The sequence below is a fragment of the Collinsella phocaeensis genome (genome assembly GCF_900119895.1).
In the GTDB taxonomy this organism is placed as follows: domain Bacteria; phylum Actinomycetota; class Coriobacteriia; order Coriobacteriales; family Coriobacteriaceae; genus Collinsella; species Collinsella phocaeensis.
Window position 1 is genome coordinate 290,919 of the sequence record NZ_FQLR01000004.1, and the last position, 14,621, is coordinate 305,539.

General features: G+C 69.6%; 9 protein-coding genes. 6 read left to right on the forward strand and 3 right to left on the reverse strand.

Going from position 1 to position 14,621, the window contains the following annotated elements; translation table 11 throughout:
* Positions 1 to 83: 83 nt before the first annotated feature.
* The 3 genes from pth to clpB form a co-directional block, all read right to left on the reverse strand.
* A complete protein-coding gene (pth, locus tag BQ7355_RS03385) occupies positions 84 to 713 on the reverse strand; it encodes an aminoacyl-tRNA hydrolase (RefSeq protein WP_205407557.1) in 630 nt (209 codons plus the stop codon).
* A gap of 417 nt (positions 714 to 1,130) precedes the next feature.
* A complete protein-coding gene (locus tag BQ7355_RS03390; RefSeq protein ID WP_072414932.1) occupies positions 1,131 to 2,264 on the reverse strand; it encodes a PDDEXK family nuclease in 1,134 nt (377 codons plus the stop codon).
* A gap of 1,034 nt (positions 2,265 to 3,298) precedes the next feature.
* A complete protein-coding gene (gene clpB, locus BQ7355_RS03395; protein WP_072414933.1) occupies positions 3,299 to 5,917 on the reverse strand; it encodes an ATP-dependent chaperone ClpB in 2,619 nt (872 codons plus the stop codon).
* A 384-nt stretch (positions 5,918 to 6,301) separates the two neighbouring features.
* Here clpB and BQ7355_RS09155 point away from each other — a divergent pair, with 384 nt between their 5' ends.
* The 6 genes from BQ7355_RS09155 to mfd all read left to right on the forward strand — a co-directional run bounded on the left by BQ7355_RS09155 (position 6,302) and on the right by mfd (position 14,502).
* The gene (locus BQ7355_RS09155) at positions 6,302 to 6,448 is read left to right on the forward strand and encodes a hypothetical protein (protein WP_159430436.1); all 147 of its coding nucleotides are present in this window, start codon (positions 6,302 to 6,304) and stop codon (positions 6,446 to 6,448) included.
* A 116-nt stretch (positions 6,449 to 6,564) separates the two neighbouring features.
* A complete protein-coding gene (locus BQ7355_RS03405; protein ID WP_072414935.1) occupies positions 6,565 to 7,029 on the forward strand; it encodes a hypothetical protein in 465 nt (154 codons plus the stop codon).
* A gap of 258 nt (positions 7,030 to 7,287) precedes the next feature.
* Positions 7,288 to 8,652 carry a DNA recombination protein RmuC gene (locus BQ7355_RS03410; RefSeq protein WP_072414936.1) on the forward strand — a complete coding sequence of 455 codons (1,365 nt, stop codon included), beginning with the start codon at positions 7,288 to 7,290 and terminating at the stop codon, positions 8,650 to 8,652.
* Between the two features lies 1 nt (position 8,653).
* Complete coding sequence (nth, locus tag BQ7355_RS03415) at positions 8,654 to 9,319, forward strand: endonuclease III (RefSeq protein WP_072414937.1); 666 nt, start codon at positions 8,654 to 8,656, stop codon at positions 9,317 to 9,319.
* A gap of 247 nt (positions 9,320 to 9,566) precedes the next feature.
* Positions 9,567 to 10,742 (forward strand): MFS transporter, encoded by a 1,176-nt coding sequence (locus tag BQ7355_RS03420; RefSeq protein WP_072414938.1) that lies wholly within the window; start codon positions 9,567 to 9,569, stop codon positions 10,740 to 10,742.
* A gap of 148 nt (positions 10,743 to 10,890) precedes the next feature.
* Positions 10,891 to 14,502, forward strand: coding sequence for a transcription-repair coupling factor (mfd, locus tag BQ7355_RS03425; protein ID WP_072414939.1), 3,612 nt, complete (start codon positions 10,891 to 10,893; stop codon positions 14,500 to 14,502).
* Positions 14,503 to 14,621 lie beyond the last annotated feature (119 nt).

Genomic DNA, 14,621 nt, shown 5'->3' on the forward strand with positions numbered 1-14,621 from the left:
GGGCACGGCCGCCCCGAAGGTGGCGGGCTGGTGCGCGCAGGTGCGCGATGACGTCGCGGGTGCGCTGGCGGAGCCGGGCGAGCTTAGTGCTTGCCGTTGCCCGCCGCGCCCCCGTTGACGTGGTCGCGCGCGTAGACGACGCCCTGCGTGAGGGCGAGCCTGGCGGCGTCGGCCGCGCGGTTGCAGGTATCCTGGAACGCCTCGAGCTCCTTGGGCCGGAACTGCTTGAGCACGAAATCGGCGACGGCCATGCGCCCCGGGGGGTTGCCGATCCCGACGCGGATGCGGGAGAAGTCGCGGCTCCCCATCTTGTCGATGATGGAGCGCAGGCCGTTGTGGCCGGCATGCCCGCCGCCGACCTTCACGCGCACGTCGCCCTCGGGGATGTCGAGCTCGTCGTGGATGACGAGAAGCTCGTCGGCGGAGATCTTGTGCTGCGCGCACAGCTTGGAGATGGGGCCTCCGCTCGTATTCATGTAAGACTGCGGCTTGACGAGCAGGACCTCGCGGCGGCCGCCCCCCGCATCAGGGTCGTGGACCTGGATGGAGGCAACCTCGGCGCCGAGCTGGTTTTTCCAGTACGTCACGTTGGCCTGGCGAGCGAGTTCGTCGATCGCCTGGAAGCCGGCGTTGTGGCGGGTGTCGGCGTACTCGTCGCCCGGGTTGCCGAGTCCGGCGACCATGCGGATCTTCTTAGGTTGGGCTGCTGCCATGGCGTTCCTTTCAGATGGTTTCCACCCATAGTGATGGGCGCGCCTGTCCCTGTCAAACGAACGGCAGCGCGAGCGCGGTGGGGACATGTCGGTTTTTGCGGGGTTTTCGATGGGACTGAACGAGCGCCGATCCGCCAAAGGGGGTCTATACAATGGGAATAAATAGAAACCCCCTAGTTATTTGGACAAATCTGCCAGATAATGACGATCGAAGCGCAGACTGTCCCTTAAAAAGGGGGTCAGAAAAATAAAAATGAGCGGGTTTGGCTCTTTTTTGGGTGCTAAGAGACCATATCCTATCGATCCCTATGAATACCAACATCCTGTAATCGTCATTATCTGGCAGATTTGTCCAAAAAAGCAGGGGGTTATTGAAAAAAGTAAATAAGACAACCCCCTTTTATGCGCGATAGGCGGCTAGATTGCGCGGAGTCCGCTCGCGCGGCGCATGCTGTTGAGAAAATCGAGCTGGCGCGACCTGTAGCCATTGATGCGGTAGCGGAATCTCATCCCGGCGCGCTTGTAGATGGTCGCTGCGATGGCCTCGAGCGCGCTCAGGTTGCGCATCTGCGCGCGATCGAGCACGATCACGTCGATACCCATTGCCTTGAGGCCGTTGTTGCGTCGGTTGTCGTGCAGCTGCGATGATTCCTGTTCGTGGTAGGCGCCGTTGTATTCGAGAACCAGGCGTGCGCCCGGTATGAACGCGTCGGCGATGGCGTAGGGGATGCCGCCGGAGGCGTCTCGGGCTCGTTCGTCGTATCGGATGGTCTCGTTGAGGAGGATACCGCCGGGCAGGCAGCAGACCCCGAATCCTCCGTATCCCATGGGAGCGCCAAACATGCCGTACATGATCGACTCGCAAGGCGATGCCGCGCCCGGGGCGGCGAGACGCACAGCCTGGGAAAACGCCCTATACTCAGAGCTTTTGCCCCATGCGGCGACATTGCCGAGTTCGCGCAGCGTGACCGCGGGTTCGCATCGGTAGTGCGCCTGGTCGACAGAAAGGTCCACGGGGCTATCGCCGCCTTGTTCGGGGCCAATGTATCGGGAGTGGCCTGCGTCGACGAGGCCTGATTCACCCGGGTCGGGCCAGATGCCGCCGTGGGCGATGGGATGCGTCGCCGCTTCGGGCAGTGAGTACGTTCCCAGCAGCTCCATGAGCAGCGGGAGGACCTCGCCCGCGTTGCGGCCCGCCGAGCAAAGCAGGGCGGTGAAGGCGGGGCCGGTGGTGTAGAGGCCGTGACCCAGGTTCACGAGCGCATCGGAGGGCAAGGGTCGGGAAAGCGCATGGCAGCGAATTCCCGGAAAGCGGCGGCGATGGATCGAGGCGCCGATCAGGCAGTCGATTGGGGAGCACGGCCCGTCGTCGAGCGCGCCGAGCCGTGCAAGTTCGTCAAGATCCAGGGAGGCTCGGCTGGGGAGCGCATCGAGAAGCACGCGCCTTTGTTCGGAGCGTCCGAGGTGGCTCGGCAAATGGGCGGCGTTGACCCGTCGCGCGCGCCGGAGCGCGCGAAGGGCGGTGAGATGTGACAGAACAAGTGCTTCCATGCGTCGACGCTAGCACAGGACCGCGGTTCGCGCCGTCACGTGAGGCGCGGCGCACGGCGAGCGGTTTCGCGGTTTGGAAACGGTTAGGCACGTTCAACAGCTGAAACATAGCCGTCTTGTGGATGGAGGCGGCAATCGACGAACGGGGGGGGCGGGCGAGCGAAATCCCTTGCAAATAAAGATAACCTAGGTCAACTTATGGCGGTTGGCAAGGAGGGGCGCGGGTGGCGGGCAAACGGTGCGGGGGCAGGCGGCGGACCGACGGTGCGGCGCGGGCGCGTCCGCAGGGAGGGCTCGCACCATGCATCCGAGAATACGAAGGGACCGGTATAAAACCGATTCTGGTGGTCGAAATCGTTTCTGCACTCATGGGGCCTGCGTGCCTGGCCGCGCTGTGCGCGGGCGCGCTGCGGTTTCGGGCGCGCGCCCGTTCCATGAAGAGGTATCGCATGCGCGGGGTCGCCCTGCTCGTTGCGGGCGGTGTGCACGGTGTCGCGGCAAGCGCGTATGCCTCGGGTGCCCATCCGCTGGCGTACGCATGCGGATGGGCCTCGCTCGCTGCGCTCGCGGCGTGCGGCGCGAGCGCTCTTCCGTCCGTGCGCGCAAAGGCGCCGCGTGCCGTTCGGTGGCATGTCCCCTGTTCGTCGTGGGTGTCGCGCTGTTCGCCGCCCACGCGGTGCTCGGCCGTATGTAGCGCGCCGCGGCGCACGGCGCATGGAGGCGGCCGAAATGCTGCGCGATCCAGCCCAGCGGCGCGAACCCGATGGGCGGTGCGATTGCGCGGTGAGGGCGGCTGCGGCCATCCGGTCGCCGCGGCGGCGGGATCTACGGAAAGGTGCCTTCTGCGCGCGCCGGCGTCGGTCGGCGGCACCAAGGGAGGCGCACGGGCGGAAACAGGGAGGCGCGCGGGCGGATACGGCAAACGGCCGGCGGCCCGTGCGGGCTGCCGGCCGTTCTGGCCTGAGGTATGGCTGCGGGGCGCGATCGAACGGACCGCGCTCGCAGGGCGCGACGAGAGCCCCGTGGCCGAGGCCTTACGCCTCGGGCACCTCGTAGACGGCGTCGTCCGCCGCGGGCTCGACGTCGACGGTGAACGACCCCTCCGCGTCGACGCCGAGCGCGATGGCGTCGCCCTCGCGCACACGGCCGTCGATGATCGCGCGTGCGATCGCGTCGACCACCTCGCGCTGGATGAGGCGCTTGAGCGGGCGCGCGCCGAACACGGGGTCCAGGCCGCCCACGGCGAGCATCTGCTTGGCCGCCGGCGTGATGGAAAGCGTCATGCGCTCGCGGGCGAGGCGCTCGCGGACGTCGGTCAGCTGGATGTCCACGATCTTCTCGATCTGGGCCATGCCGAGCGGGTGGAACACCACGATGTCGTCGATGCGGTTCAGGAACTCGGGCCTGAACGTGTGGCTCATGGCCTCGTCGACGCGGCGGCGCATCTCCTGCTCGTCGGTGCCGGAGAGCTCGGCGATCGCGTCGGAGCCAACGTTGCTCGTCATGATGACGATCGTGTTCTTGAAGCTTACCTGGCGGCCCTGGCCGTCGGTGAGGCGACCGTCATCGAGCACCTGGAGCAGCACGTTGAAGACGTCCGGGTGAGCCTTCTCCATCTCGTCGAGCAGGATCACGCTGTAGGGCCTGCGGCGCACGGCCTCGGTGAGCTGGCCGCCCTCGTCGTAGCCCACGTATCCCGGAGGCGCGCCGATGAGGCGCTGGACGCTGAACTTCTCCATGTACTCGGACATGTCGATGCGAACGAGCGAGCGCTCGTCGTCGAACAGGCACGCGGCGAGCGCCTTGGCGAGCTCGGTCTTGCCCACGCCGGTGGGGCCCAGGAAGAAGAAGCTGCCGATGGGGCGGTCGGGGTCGGCGAGACCCGCGCGGCTGCGGCGGACGGCGGCGGCGACGGCGCGCACGGCCTCGTCCTGGCCGATGACGCGGCGGTGCAGCTCGTCCTCGAGGCCTTGGAGCTTCTCGAGCTCACCCTGCATCATCTTGGCCACGGGCACGCCGGTCCACGAGCTCACGACCTCGGCGATCTCGTCGGAGGTGACCTCCTCCTTGAGCGCGCCCTCGCCCTCCTTCTGCTGGGAGAGCTGGTCCTCGCCGGCGCGGACCTCGGCCTCGAGGCCGGGGATCACGGAGAAGCGCAGCTCGGAGGCGCGGGCGAGATCGCCGTCGCGCGTCGCGCGCTCCTCTTCGCTGCGGGCCTCGTCGAGCTTGCCCTTGAGCTCCTGGACGCGGTCGATGGCGTTCTTCTGGTTGAGCCAGCCGGCCTTGGCCACGTTGAGGCGCTCCTGCGTCTCGGCGATGTCCTGGCGCAGCGCTTCCAGGCGCTCGGCGGAGGCGGCGTCCGTCTCCTTCATGAGGGCCTGCTCCTCGATCTGCATCTGCGTGAGCTGGCGCGTGATGGCGTCGATCTCGACCGGCATGGAGTCGAGCTCCATGCGCAGGCGGCTCGCCGCCTCGTCGACCAGGTCGATGGCCTTGTCGGGCAGGAAGCGGTCGGCGATGTAGCGGCTCGAGAGGTCCGCGGCCGCGACCAGCGCGCCGTCGGTGATGCGCACGCCGTGGAAGATCTCGTACTTCTCCTTCAGGCCGCGCAGGATCGACACGGTGTCCTCGACGGTCGGCTCTCCCACGAAGACCTGCTGGAAGCGGCGGGCGAGCGCGGCGTCCTTCTCGATGTACTTACGGTACTCGTCGAGCGTGGTGGCGCCGATGGCGTGCAGGTCGCCGCGGGCCAGCGCCGGCTTCAGGATGTTGCCGGCGTCCATGGAGCCCTCGCTGGCGCCCGCGCCCACGATGGTGTGGAGCTCGTCGATGAACAGGATGACGCGGCCGTTCGCCTTCTCGACCTCCTTCAGGACGGCCTTCAGGCGGTCCTCGAACTCGCCGCGGAACTTGGCGCCCGCGACGAGCGCGCTCATGTCGAGCTCGATCAGGTCGCGGTCGCGCAGGGTGCTGGGCACGTCGCCGGCGACGATGCGCTGGGCGATGCCCTCCACGATGGCCGTCTTGCCCACGCCGGGCTCGCCGATGAGCACGGGGTTGTTCTTGGTGCGGCGGGAAAGGACCTGGATGGTGCGGCGGATCTCCTCGGTGCGGCCGATGACCGGGTCGAGCTTGCCCGCGCGGGCGAGGTCGCAGATGTTGCGGCCGTACTGCTCGAGCGCCTCGAACTCGGTCTTGGCGTCGGCGGAGGTGACGCGGTCGTCGCCGCGCAGCTCCGTATAGACCTCCTCGATGCGCGCGCGCGTCACGCCGGCGTCGGCGAGGATGCGGCCGGCGTCGCCCTTGTCCTCGGCGAGCGCCATGAGCAGGTGCTCGGTGACGACGAAGCTGTCGCCCATCTTGGAGGCCTTCTTCTCCGCGTTGTCGAGCACGCGGACGAGGCCATGCGAAAGGCTGGCCTCTGCGCCCTCGACCTTGGGGGAGCGCGCGATGGCGTCCTCGGCTGCGGCGGTGAGGATCGCGGGGTCGGCTCCGATGCGCTCGATGATCACGGAGATGTTGCGCTCGCCGCCGGTGAGCAGCGCCGCGAGCAGGTGGATGGGCTCCACCGCGCCGGCCTGCGCGTCCGAGGCGATGCCGATGGCGTTCTGCAGCGCCTCCCGCGAGGTCATGGCAAGCTTGTCGATTCTCATGGAATCTCCTTCCTGGCGACCGTGTGGGCCCCCGCCCGATGTGGGCGCCTCAATTTGGGGACAGGCACCGATTTGAGGTCTCGCTGCGGGGCGCCAATCGATTTGAGGAGAGGCGCCGATTCGGGAGGCGTCTCGTAACGCCCGCACCTCCTGTTGGGAACGGTTCCCGCATCGAGGTCTGGCCCTCGGGTCGCGCTCGGCCGCCCTGCGGGGCGGCACATGGTTCTATCGAGATGTATTGTTGCCACCCCTGCGCCGTTCTATACAGAAATCTAAGTCTCTTTATATAAGATTTCTTAAGTGTTTCTATGTGTGCATGCTTGTCCGTCGAGAGGGGGACCCTTGCGGCATCGCGCCGTCTGCCGATGCGCTATCATGGGCGGCATGGATACTCAGTATGAAAACATAGCGGGCTCGGACTACGAGGACCCCTGCATCCGCGCGGAGAACGAGGACGACGACGGCTACGACCCGTATTCGGACCGCCGCCCCGACCCCGAGCCGCTCTTCGAGCGCGACCCCTGGGGCTGACGTCCGCGCACCGATCGCTTTCGCGCGCATGGCGCGTGCCGGTTGACGCGCCCGCCGCTCGGGACGAAAATGAACGATACCCTCTTTCGCGCTCACCTCTCGTGAGGAGGTAGCGCATGAACCTGTTTATCGAGCATGCCCCGGCCCAGGCTGGGGAGGTTTTCGTGCCGACGGGCACGCCGCGCAGGCCGAGCGCGGCGGAGGCATCGGCCGGCCCGGCGGCTCCTGGGGTCCCTGCTGCTCCGGCTGCCCCGGTCGCCGCAGCCGATCTGGAAGAGCCCTCGCCGCACGGCACGGGGCGGATCGCGCCCGTGCGCCGGTCGGGCTACTCGCTCGCGCAGGAGACGTACCGCAAAGAACTTGATTTCGACCGTGCGCGGTCCCGGAGGAAGAAGCGCGCCGGCGTCGCGCGCGCGGTCGCCGCGGCCCTGCTGGTCCCGCTGCTGCTCCTGGCATCGTTCGTCTTCGCCTACACGCTGACCTGCATCCTTCAGGGGGCGACGCCCGAGGAGGTCGGCCAGATGCTCGCCGCGCTCGCGCGACGCGCCCTGGCGCTCCCGGGCATGCTCGCGCGCGGGTAGGCCGTCGGCGCGGGCGTAATCCCGGCGTCGCGGCCGGTTCGCGTCGGACCATGGCGCAGGCGCGCTGCCGGTGCGGCCGGCCCGGTGGGGCGCGGGCGCGGGTGCGGGAGCGGCCTGCGGCGCGGGGCGCGGTCCCGCGCGCCGCCGCGGGGCACGCTGCGAGGCGGGAAGGGTTTCTGCGGGAGCTCGAATATAATGGCCGCATGAGATGATGCGCCCGACGGGATGCCGCGGGTGCGAGACGAGGATGGGGCTCAGATGGGCAGCGAACTCACAGTGATCCTTGCCGTGACGGTCGCGGCGTGCCTCGCGGCGGCGGTGTCCGCCGTCCTGGCCCTGCGCGCGCGGGTCTCGGCGGCGGAGCGGGCGGCGTCGCTCGCGCGCGTCGAGGACGAGCTCGATCGCGCGCTCGCGGCGCTCGACGCCATGGGTCGCGCGACCGAGCGGGTGGCCGGGGCGGTCGCGGAGGCGAGCCGCCGCGCCGCGGCCGGCGACGCGCTGGATCAGGAGCGTCACGACGCGACGGTGCGCGAGCTCCATAGGCTGGGCGCGCAAAACGATGCGTTCCGCCGCGAGACGGCCGAGCGCCTGGACAAGAGCCGGGAGGCGGCCGACGCGCGGCTCGGGGAGGTCCGCGCCACGGTGGACCGCCAGCTCGAGGCGGTCCGCGCGGACAACGAGCGGCAGCTCGAGCGCATGCGCGCGACGGTCGACGAGAAGCTCGCCCAGACCCTGAACGACCGCCTGGGCGCGTCGTTCAAGCAGGTGAGCGACCAGCTCGAGGCCGTGTACCGCGGGCTGGGGGACATGCGGAGCGTCGCGGCGGGCGTGGGCGACCTCAAGCGGGTGCTCGGCAACGTCAAGACGCGCGGCATACTGGGGGAGGTGCAGCTCGGCGCGATCCTCGCCGACATCCTCGCCCCCGACCAGTATCTGGAGAACGTCGCCACGAAGCCGGGCTCCACGGAGCGCGTCGAGTTCGCCGTGAAGCTGCCGGTCTCCGAGGGCGATCCGGTGCTGCTGCCGATCGACGCGAAGTTCCCCGGGGACACCTATGAGCACCTGCGCGATGCGGTGGAGTCGGCCGACGCCGATGCCGTCGCCGCGGCGCGCCGCGCCCTCGAGCAGGTCATCCGCAGCGAGGCCCGCGACATATCGACGAAATACATCAGCGTGCCCGAGACCACGGGCTTCGCGATCATGTTCCTGCCGTTCGAGGGCCTCTACGCCGAGGTCGTCGACCGTCCGGGGCTCGTGGCCTCGCTCCAGCGCGACTACCAGGTGAACGTGGCGGGTCCCTCCACGATGGCGGCGATGCTGAACAGCCTGCAGATGAGCTACCAGACGTTCGCCTTCCAGCGCCAGGCCGACGAGATCCAGAAGGTGCTCGCGGCCGTCAAGGCGGAGTTCCCGAAGTACCAAGGCGAGCTGCGCCGCGCGCTCAGGCAGATCGAGACGGCGGGGCGGACGGTCGACGGGATCATCAACACGCGCACGAACGTGATCGAGCGCAAGCTCAGGAGCGTGACGGCCATGGAGGATGAGGTCGAGGCGGCCGCGACCCTCGGCTTGGACGAGGCAGTGGGCTTCGGGGCGGGGGAACACGAGGACGAGGAGGACTGATATGCCGCGCGAGACGAATGCAGCGAAGCGGGAGCGCGCGATCGAGGTGTGCCGCCGGCTGAACGAGCGCTACGGCCCGGTCGAGTGTTTCTTGGACCATGCGACCCCGTTCAGGCTGGTCATCGCGGTCCTGCTTTCGGCGCAGACGACGGATGCCCAGGTGAACAAGGTGACGCCGGAGCTTTTCGACCGGTGGCCGACGCCGGAGGCGATGGCGGGGGCGACCTATGAGGAGCTGTCCGACGTCATCAAGTCGCTCGGGTTCTACAAGACCAAGGCGAAGCACTGCATCGCCTGCGCCCAGATGATCGTCGCCGACTACGGCGGCGTCGTGCCCGCCGACATGAAGGAACTCGTCAAGCTTCCCGGCGTGGGGCGCAAGACGGCGAACATCGTGCTCAACGTCGGGTACGGGATCGTCGACGGCATCGCGGTGGACACGCACGTGAACCGCATCGCGCACCGGCTCAGGCTCTCGCCCAAGACGCACGAGAAGGAGCCGCTCAAGACCGAGCAGGACCTGCTCAAGATCTTGCCGCGCGAGTACTGGAACGACGTGAACCACCAGTGGATCATGCTGGGCCGCGAGATCTGCGACGCGCGCAAGCCGCTGTGCGGCGACTGCCCCCTGTCGGATATCTGCCCGAGCGCGGGGGTAGGGGCGTAAGGGCCGGCGTGCGCACCGCCCCGTGCCCTTCCGGGCGGGCCGGTGCGCACGTTCTCGCCGGGCGGCTCGCCCCGCGCCGTCCCCCCCGCCCTCGCCGCATCGACGCGGTGCGGGCGCCGCGCGCGGCCGTCGCGTAAAGATGGGATAAAACTCGAGCTCGCCGTCCCGCGATCCGAGCCGGCGGATGCTACCATCGACAGCCGTTTGCGCGCCCGTGCGGCGCGCTCGAGGAAGTCGAGGGGGGCATATGAAGAAGAGTCTGATCGCGCTGGCCATGGGTTCGTTCGTGCTCGGGTTCGCCGAGTTCGTGATGATGGGGATCCTTCCGGTCGTCGCCGAGGGCGTCGACGTGAGCGTTGCCTGGGCGGGTAATTTCATCACCGCGTACGCCGTGGGCGTGTGCGCGGGCGCCACCATGCTCGTGGTGGGCCGCCGCGTGCCGCCGCGCGACCTGCTCGTCCTGTTCATGGCGATCTGCCTGGCGGGCAACGCGCTCGCTGCGATCTCGGGCGACCCGACGATGCTGTTCGTCGCCCGGTTCGTCTCGGGCCTGCCGCACGGCGCGTACTTCGGCACGGCGACGCTCGCCGCCAAGATGCTCGCCGACCCCGGTCGCGAGGGCGCGGCCGTCTCCACGATGGTGCTCGGCCAGACGCTCGCCAACACGGTCGGCGTGCCTGCGGGCACCCTGCTCGCCGGGGCGTTCTCCTGGCACGCGGCGTTCGTCTTCGCGGCCGCTTGGGCGGCTGCGGCGCTTGCGCTCATCGTGCGCTGGGTCCCGCGGCTCGACCCCATTCCCGATGCCGGCCTTGCGGGCCAGTTCGCGTTTCTCAAGGCCCCCGGCCCGTGGCTCATCCTGGGCGCGGTGCTCCTGGGCAACACCGGCGTGTTCTGCTGGTGGAGCTACGTGTCGCCCTGGGCGGTTTCGATGGGCGGGTTCGCCGAGGCGGCGGTCCCCGGCCTGCTCGTGCTCGCGGGCGCCGGCATGGTGGTGGGCAGCACGCTGGGAGGTCGTGTCGGAGATCGGTTGACGCCGGGCGTCGCCGCTGCGCTGGGCCAGTCGATGACCGGGCTGGGGCTGCTGCTCCTGTTCCTGTTCGGCCACGGGCCCATCGCCTGCTGTCTGTTCATGTTCCTGTGCTCCGTGGGGCTGTTCTTCGTGTCGAGCCCTCAGCAGATCCTGATGGTCGAGGTGGGGCAGGGCGGCGGCGAGCTGCTGGGCGGCGCGTGCGTGCAGATCGCCTTCAACGGCGGCAACGCCATCGGCGCGCAGGTGGGCCAGGCCGTGCTCAACACGGGGGCTCCCTACAACTGGCTGGGGTTGGCGGGCGTCCCGTTCAACGTGGTCGCGGTTGCTCTGCTCGCGCTGTTCGCCGTGCGATTCGAGTGCCGCTATCACCTTGCGGCCACGGGTCGCGCCTAAGGGTGCGCGCCTTCGCCCCGGCGCGGGCTGCCCGCCCGCGGCCGACGGTCCGCTACGCTACAATCTCGGATAGATAATCCATGCGAATCACCCGCCCGGCGCGCCCGGGCGGGTTTTGCGCGTTCGAGGAAGACGAGGTCGTCCGCAGATGCTCATCAACCGCATAGCCGCACAGCTCTACACCGCCGAGGGGCCGCAGGTCATCGAGGCCGCGCTGGACGCGGGCAAGGACGCGACGCTCGCGGTCTCCCAGTCCGGCCGCATCCTCGCGGCCGCCGCGCAGTTCGCTCGCCGTCCGCGCCCCACGGTCTGCATCGTGTCGGGCGAGGACGCCGCCGAGCGCGCCGCTCGGGCGCTCGTGGCTTACGTGGGCCCGGAGCACGTGGCGCGGTTCCCCGAGCGCTGCGACCTGCCGTGGAAGGACGCCGAGCCCGACGGCGCCGTTATCGCGGCGCGCTGCTCGGCGCTCGGCCGCATCGCCGCGGGCGACGCCTGCATCATGGTGGCGAGCGCCCGCGCCCTGCTGCGCTGCGTCCCGCCGGCGCAGAGCCGCTACTGGGCCTCGACCGTCTTCACGGTGGGGGAGGAGGTGCCGTTCGAGCGCGTCCCCGAGCAGCTGGTGGGCATGGGGTACGCCAGCGCTCCCGCGGCCGACGCGCCGGGGCTCTTCCGCGTGCAGGGCGACACCATCGACGTCTACCCCGGCCAAGGGGGCTCCCCGGTGCGCATCGAGTTCTTCGACGACGAGATCGACCGCATCCGGCGCATGGTGCCCTCGACGGGCCAGACGATCGCCGACGAGGAGTCCGTCGAGATCTTCCCGTGCCGCGAGCTCGCCCTCACCGACGACGCGGTGCACCGCATGCACGTCGCGCTGTACCAGGCGTCCCAGGCCGACACCGAGCTTGCCCGGCTGCTCGAGATGGTGGACGCGCGCATCGCCGTGCCCGAGCTCGACCGCTTCATGCCGGTGATGTACGAGCAGACGGTGAGCCCGCTGGCGCACGTGCACCCGTCGGCGCTCGTGGTGCTCGCCGAGCCGCGGTCGCTGTTCGACGACTGCATGCGCGCCTACGAGGAGCTGGAGCGCCGCGCGGAGGACGCCAAGATCGCGCGGCTGGACGGCCTCTACGTCCGCCCGCAGGAACTCGATTTCGGCGCGCAGCAGCGCCTGAACTACGTGAGCCTCATCCGGGCGGGCGGCGCGGTGACCGCGGAGCTCAAGATCGAGCAGCCCGCGATCGCCGGGTCGGACACGCGGTTCATCAGCCGCCTCAAGGAGATCGTGAGCAACCGGTTCGCCTGCGTGTTCGCCGCGCCGGACCGCGGCGCGCGCGAGTCGCTCGAGCTCTCGCTGACCGACGAGTCGATTCCGTTCGAGGAGTCGCTCGCGTCGGCCCCGGAGAACGCCGGCGCCCTCGGGGGCGGCCGCGTCGTCTCGAGGCTGCAGATCAGGCAGGCGGACCGCCTGAACGCTCGGAGCATCGAGGACGAGGCCGTGCGCACCGCCGCGCGGAGCGGCGATGCGGCGGAGCCGGCGCCCACCATCACGCGCGGCCGCGTGACCTTCACCGACGCCGCGCTGCCCGCCGGCGTCGTCGTGCCCGAGGCCCATCTCGCGGTGCTCTCCATCGCCGACCTCAACGCCCGCATGGACGCCAAGCGCGGTCGCCGCGCCCGCCGCCGCGTCGACGTGACCGAGGTGACCTTCCCCTTCAAGCCGGGCGACTACGTGGTGCACGCCACGCATGGCATCGCCCTGTTCGCCGAGATCGTCCGCCAGGAGGTCGACGGCCGCGAGCGCGACTACTTCCTGCTCGAGTACGCCGGCGGGGACAAGCTGTTCGTGCCGCTCGAGCAGGTCGATCGCATCACGCGCTACATCGGGCCGGACGGCGACAACCCGCGCCTCACCCGCCTCAACACCGCGGACTGGACGCGGGCCACCAACAAGGCGCGCAAGAGCGCCAAGAAGCTGGCCTTCGACCTGGTCGACCTGTATACGCGCCGCAGCTCCATCACCGGCGTGGCGTGCCCGCCGGACACGCCCCAGCAGGTCGAGATGGAGGAGAGCTTCCCGTACGACGAGACGCGCGACCAGCTCGACGCCATCGCCGACATCAAGGCGGACATGGAGGCGCCCAAGCCCATGGATCGCCTGCTGTGCGGCGACGTGGGCTTCGGCAAGACGGAGGTCGCGCTGCGCGCGGCGTTCAAGTGCGTCGACTCCGGGCGCCAGGTGATGGTGCTCTGCCCCACGACCATCCTCGCCCAGCAGCATTTCGAGACCTTCTTCGAGCGCTTCGCGCCCTTCGGCGTCGAGGTCGACGTGCTCTCGCGCTTCCGCACGCCCGCCCAGCAGCGGCGCGCGCTCGCGGCGTTCGCGGAGGGGCGCGTGGACGTCCTGGTGGGCACGCACCGCCTGCTGTCCTCCGACGTCAACCCGCACGAGCTCGGTCTCGTGATCATCGACGAGGAGCAGCGCTTCGGCGTGCAGCACAAGGAGCAGCTCAAGAACCTGCGCGAGCAGATCGACGTGCTGACGCTCTCCGCGACGCCCATTCCGCGCACCATGCAGATGGCCATGAGCGGCGTGCGCGACATGAGCCTCATCACGACGCCGCCCACCGGCCGCAGGCCCGTCGCGGTGCACGTGGGGGAGTACGACCCCGACGTGGTGAGCGCGGCGATCCGCCTGGAGATGGAGCGCGGCGGGCAGGTCTACTACGTGTCCAACCGCGTGAAGACCATCGATGACGCGATGGAGCGCGTGCGCGAGGCGGCGCCCGAGGCGCGCGTCGGCGTGGCGCACGGCAAGATGAGCCCGCGCGAGGTGGAGGACGTCATGCTGCAGTTCGCCACCAAGAAGATCGACGTGCTCATCGCGACGACGATCGTGGAGAGCGGCATCGACAACGCGAGCGCCAACACGCTCATCATCGAGGACTCGCAGCGCCTGGGCCTGGCGCAGCTCTATCAGCTCAAGGGGCGCGTGGGACGCTCCTCCACGCAGGCGTACGCGTACTTCATGTTCCCCGGGGAGCTGCCGCTCACCGAGGAGGCGACGGCGCGCCTTATGGCGCTTTCCGAGTTCCAGGACCTGGGCAGCGGCATGCGCATCGCCATGCGCGACCTGGAGATCCGCGGCGCGGGCTCCCTGGTGGGCGCCGAGCAGCACGGCAACCTGTCGAGCGTGGGCTTCGACCTGTTCACGCAGATGCTCGGGCAGGCGGTCGCCGAGGCGCGCGGGGACGACGACGGCGCGGTCGAGCAGGCGGGGATCGCGATCAACCTGCCGGCCGACTTCTATCTGGACGAGGAGTACGTTCCCGCCGTGGACCAGCGCGTGCTCGTGTACCGGCGCGTCGCGGCGGCCGAGGACCTCGAGGCGGTCGACCGCGCGCAGGAGGACTGCGAGGCGGCGCACGGCATGCTGCCGGAGGCGGCGCTCAACCTGTTCGACCGGGCGCGTATCCGCATCCGGGGCGAGCGCATGGGCCTGGAGAGCGTGTCGCTCACGGGCGGGCGCCTGGTGTTCATGGGGGTCGACGTGCCCAAGAAGGTCGCGTTCGACCTCAAGGGCCGCCTGGGCGCGACGGTCTTTCCCAAGAGTCGGAAGCTCTCGGTGCCGTGCCGTGCGGGAGCGGGGACCGGCAGCGGCGTCGGGCGCGGCATCAACGTGGGCGCCGGCGGCGTCGGCGCGGTCCAGGCGGCGCTCGCCGTCATCTGCCAGCTGGGCGCCACGGGCGACGACGACTGACGGGCGTCGCGCCGGGAAAGCCGGCACCCTCGTTCGCCGACCGGGCGGCATGGGTGCAGGCGGCCGGTCGGCAAGCGGCATGCGGTCGGCAAGGCGCGCAGCGGAGAGGGGCGTCGCCC

Bases quoted from the DNA above. Each gene is read 5' to 3' on its own strand.
- BQ7355_RS03390 (WP_072414932.1), bottom strand. From the start codon at position 2,264: ATGGAAGCACTTGTTCTGTCACATCTCACCGCCCTTCGCGCGCTCCGG.
- mfd (WP_072414939.1), top strand. From the start codon at position 10,891: ATGCTCATCAACCGCATAGCCGCACAGCTCTACACCGCCGAGGGGCCG.
- pth (WP_205407557.1), bottom strand. From the start codon at position 713: ATGGCAGCAGCCCAACCTAAGAAGATCCGCATGGTCGCCGGACTCGGC.
- BQ7355_RS03405 (WP_072414935.1), top strand. From the start codon at position 6,565: ATGAACCTGTTTATCGAGCATGCCCCGGCCCAGGCTGGGGAGGTTTTC.
- BQ7355_RS03410 (WP_072414936.1), top strand. From the start codon at position 7,288: ATGGGCAGCGAACTCACAGTGATCCTTGCCGTGACGGTCGCGGCGTGC.
- BQ7355_RS09155 (WP_159430436.1), top strand. From the start codon at position 6,302: ATGGATACTCAGTATGAAAACATAGCGGGCTCGGACTACGAGGACCCC.
- clpB (WP_072414933.1), bottom strand. From the start codon at position 5,917: ATGAGAATCGACAAGCTTGCCATGACCTCGCGGGAGGCGCTGCAGAAC.
- BQ7355_RS03420 (WP_072414938.1), top strand. From the start codon at position 9,567: ATGAAGAAGAGTCTGATCGCGCTGGCCATGGGTTCGTTCGTGCTCGGG.
- nth (WP_072414937.1), top strand. From the start codon at position 8,654: ATGCCGCGCGAGACGAATGCAGCGAAGCGGGAGCGCGCGATCGAGGTG.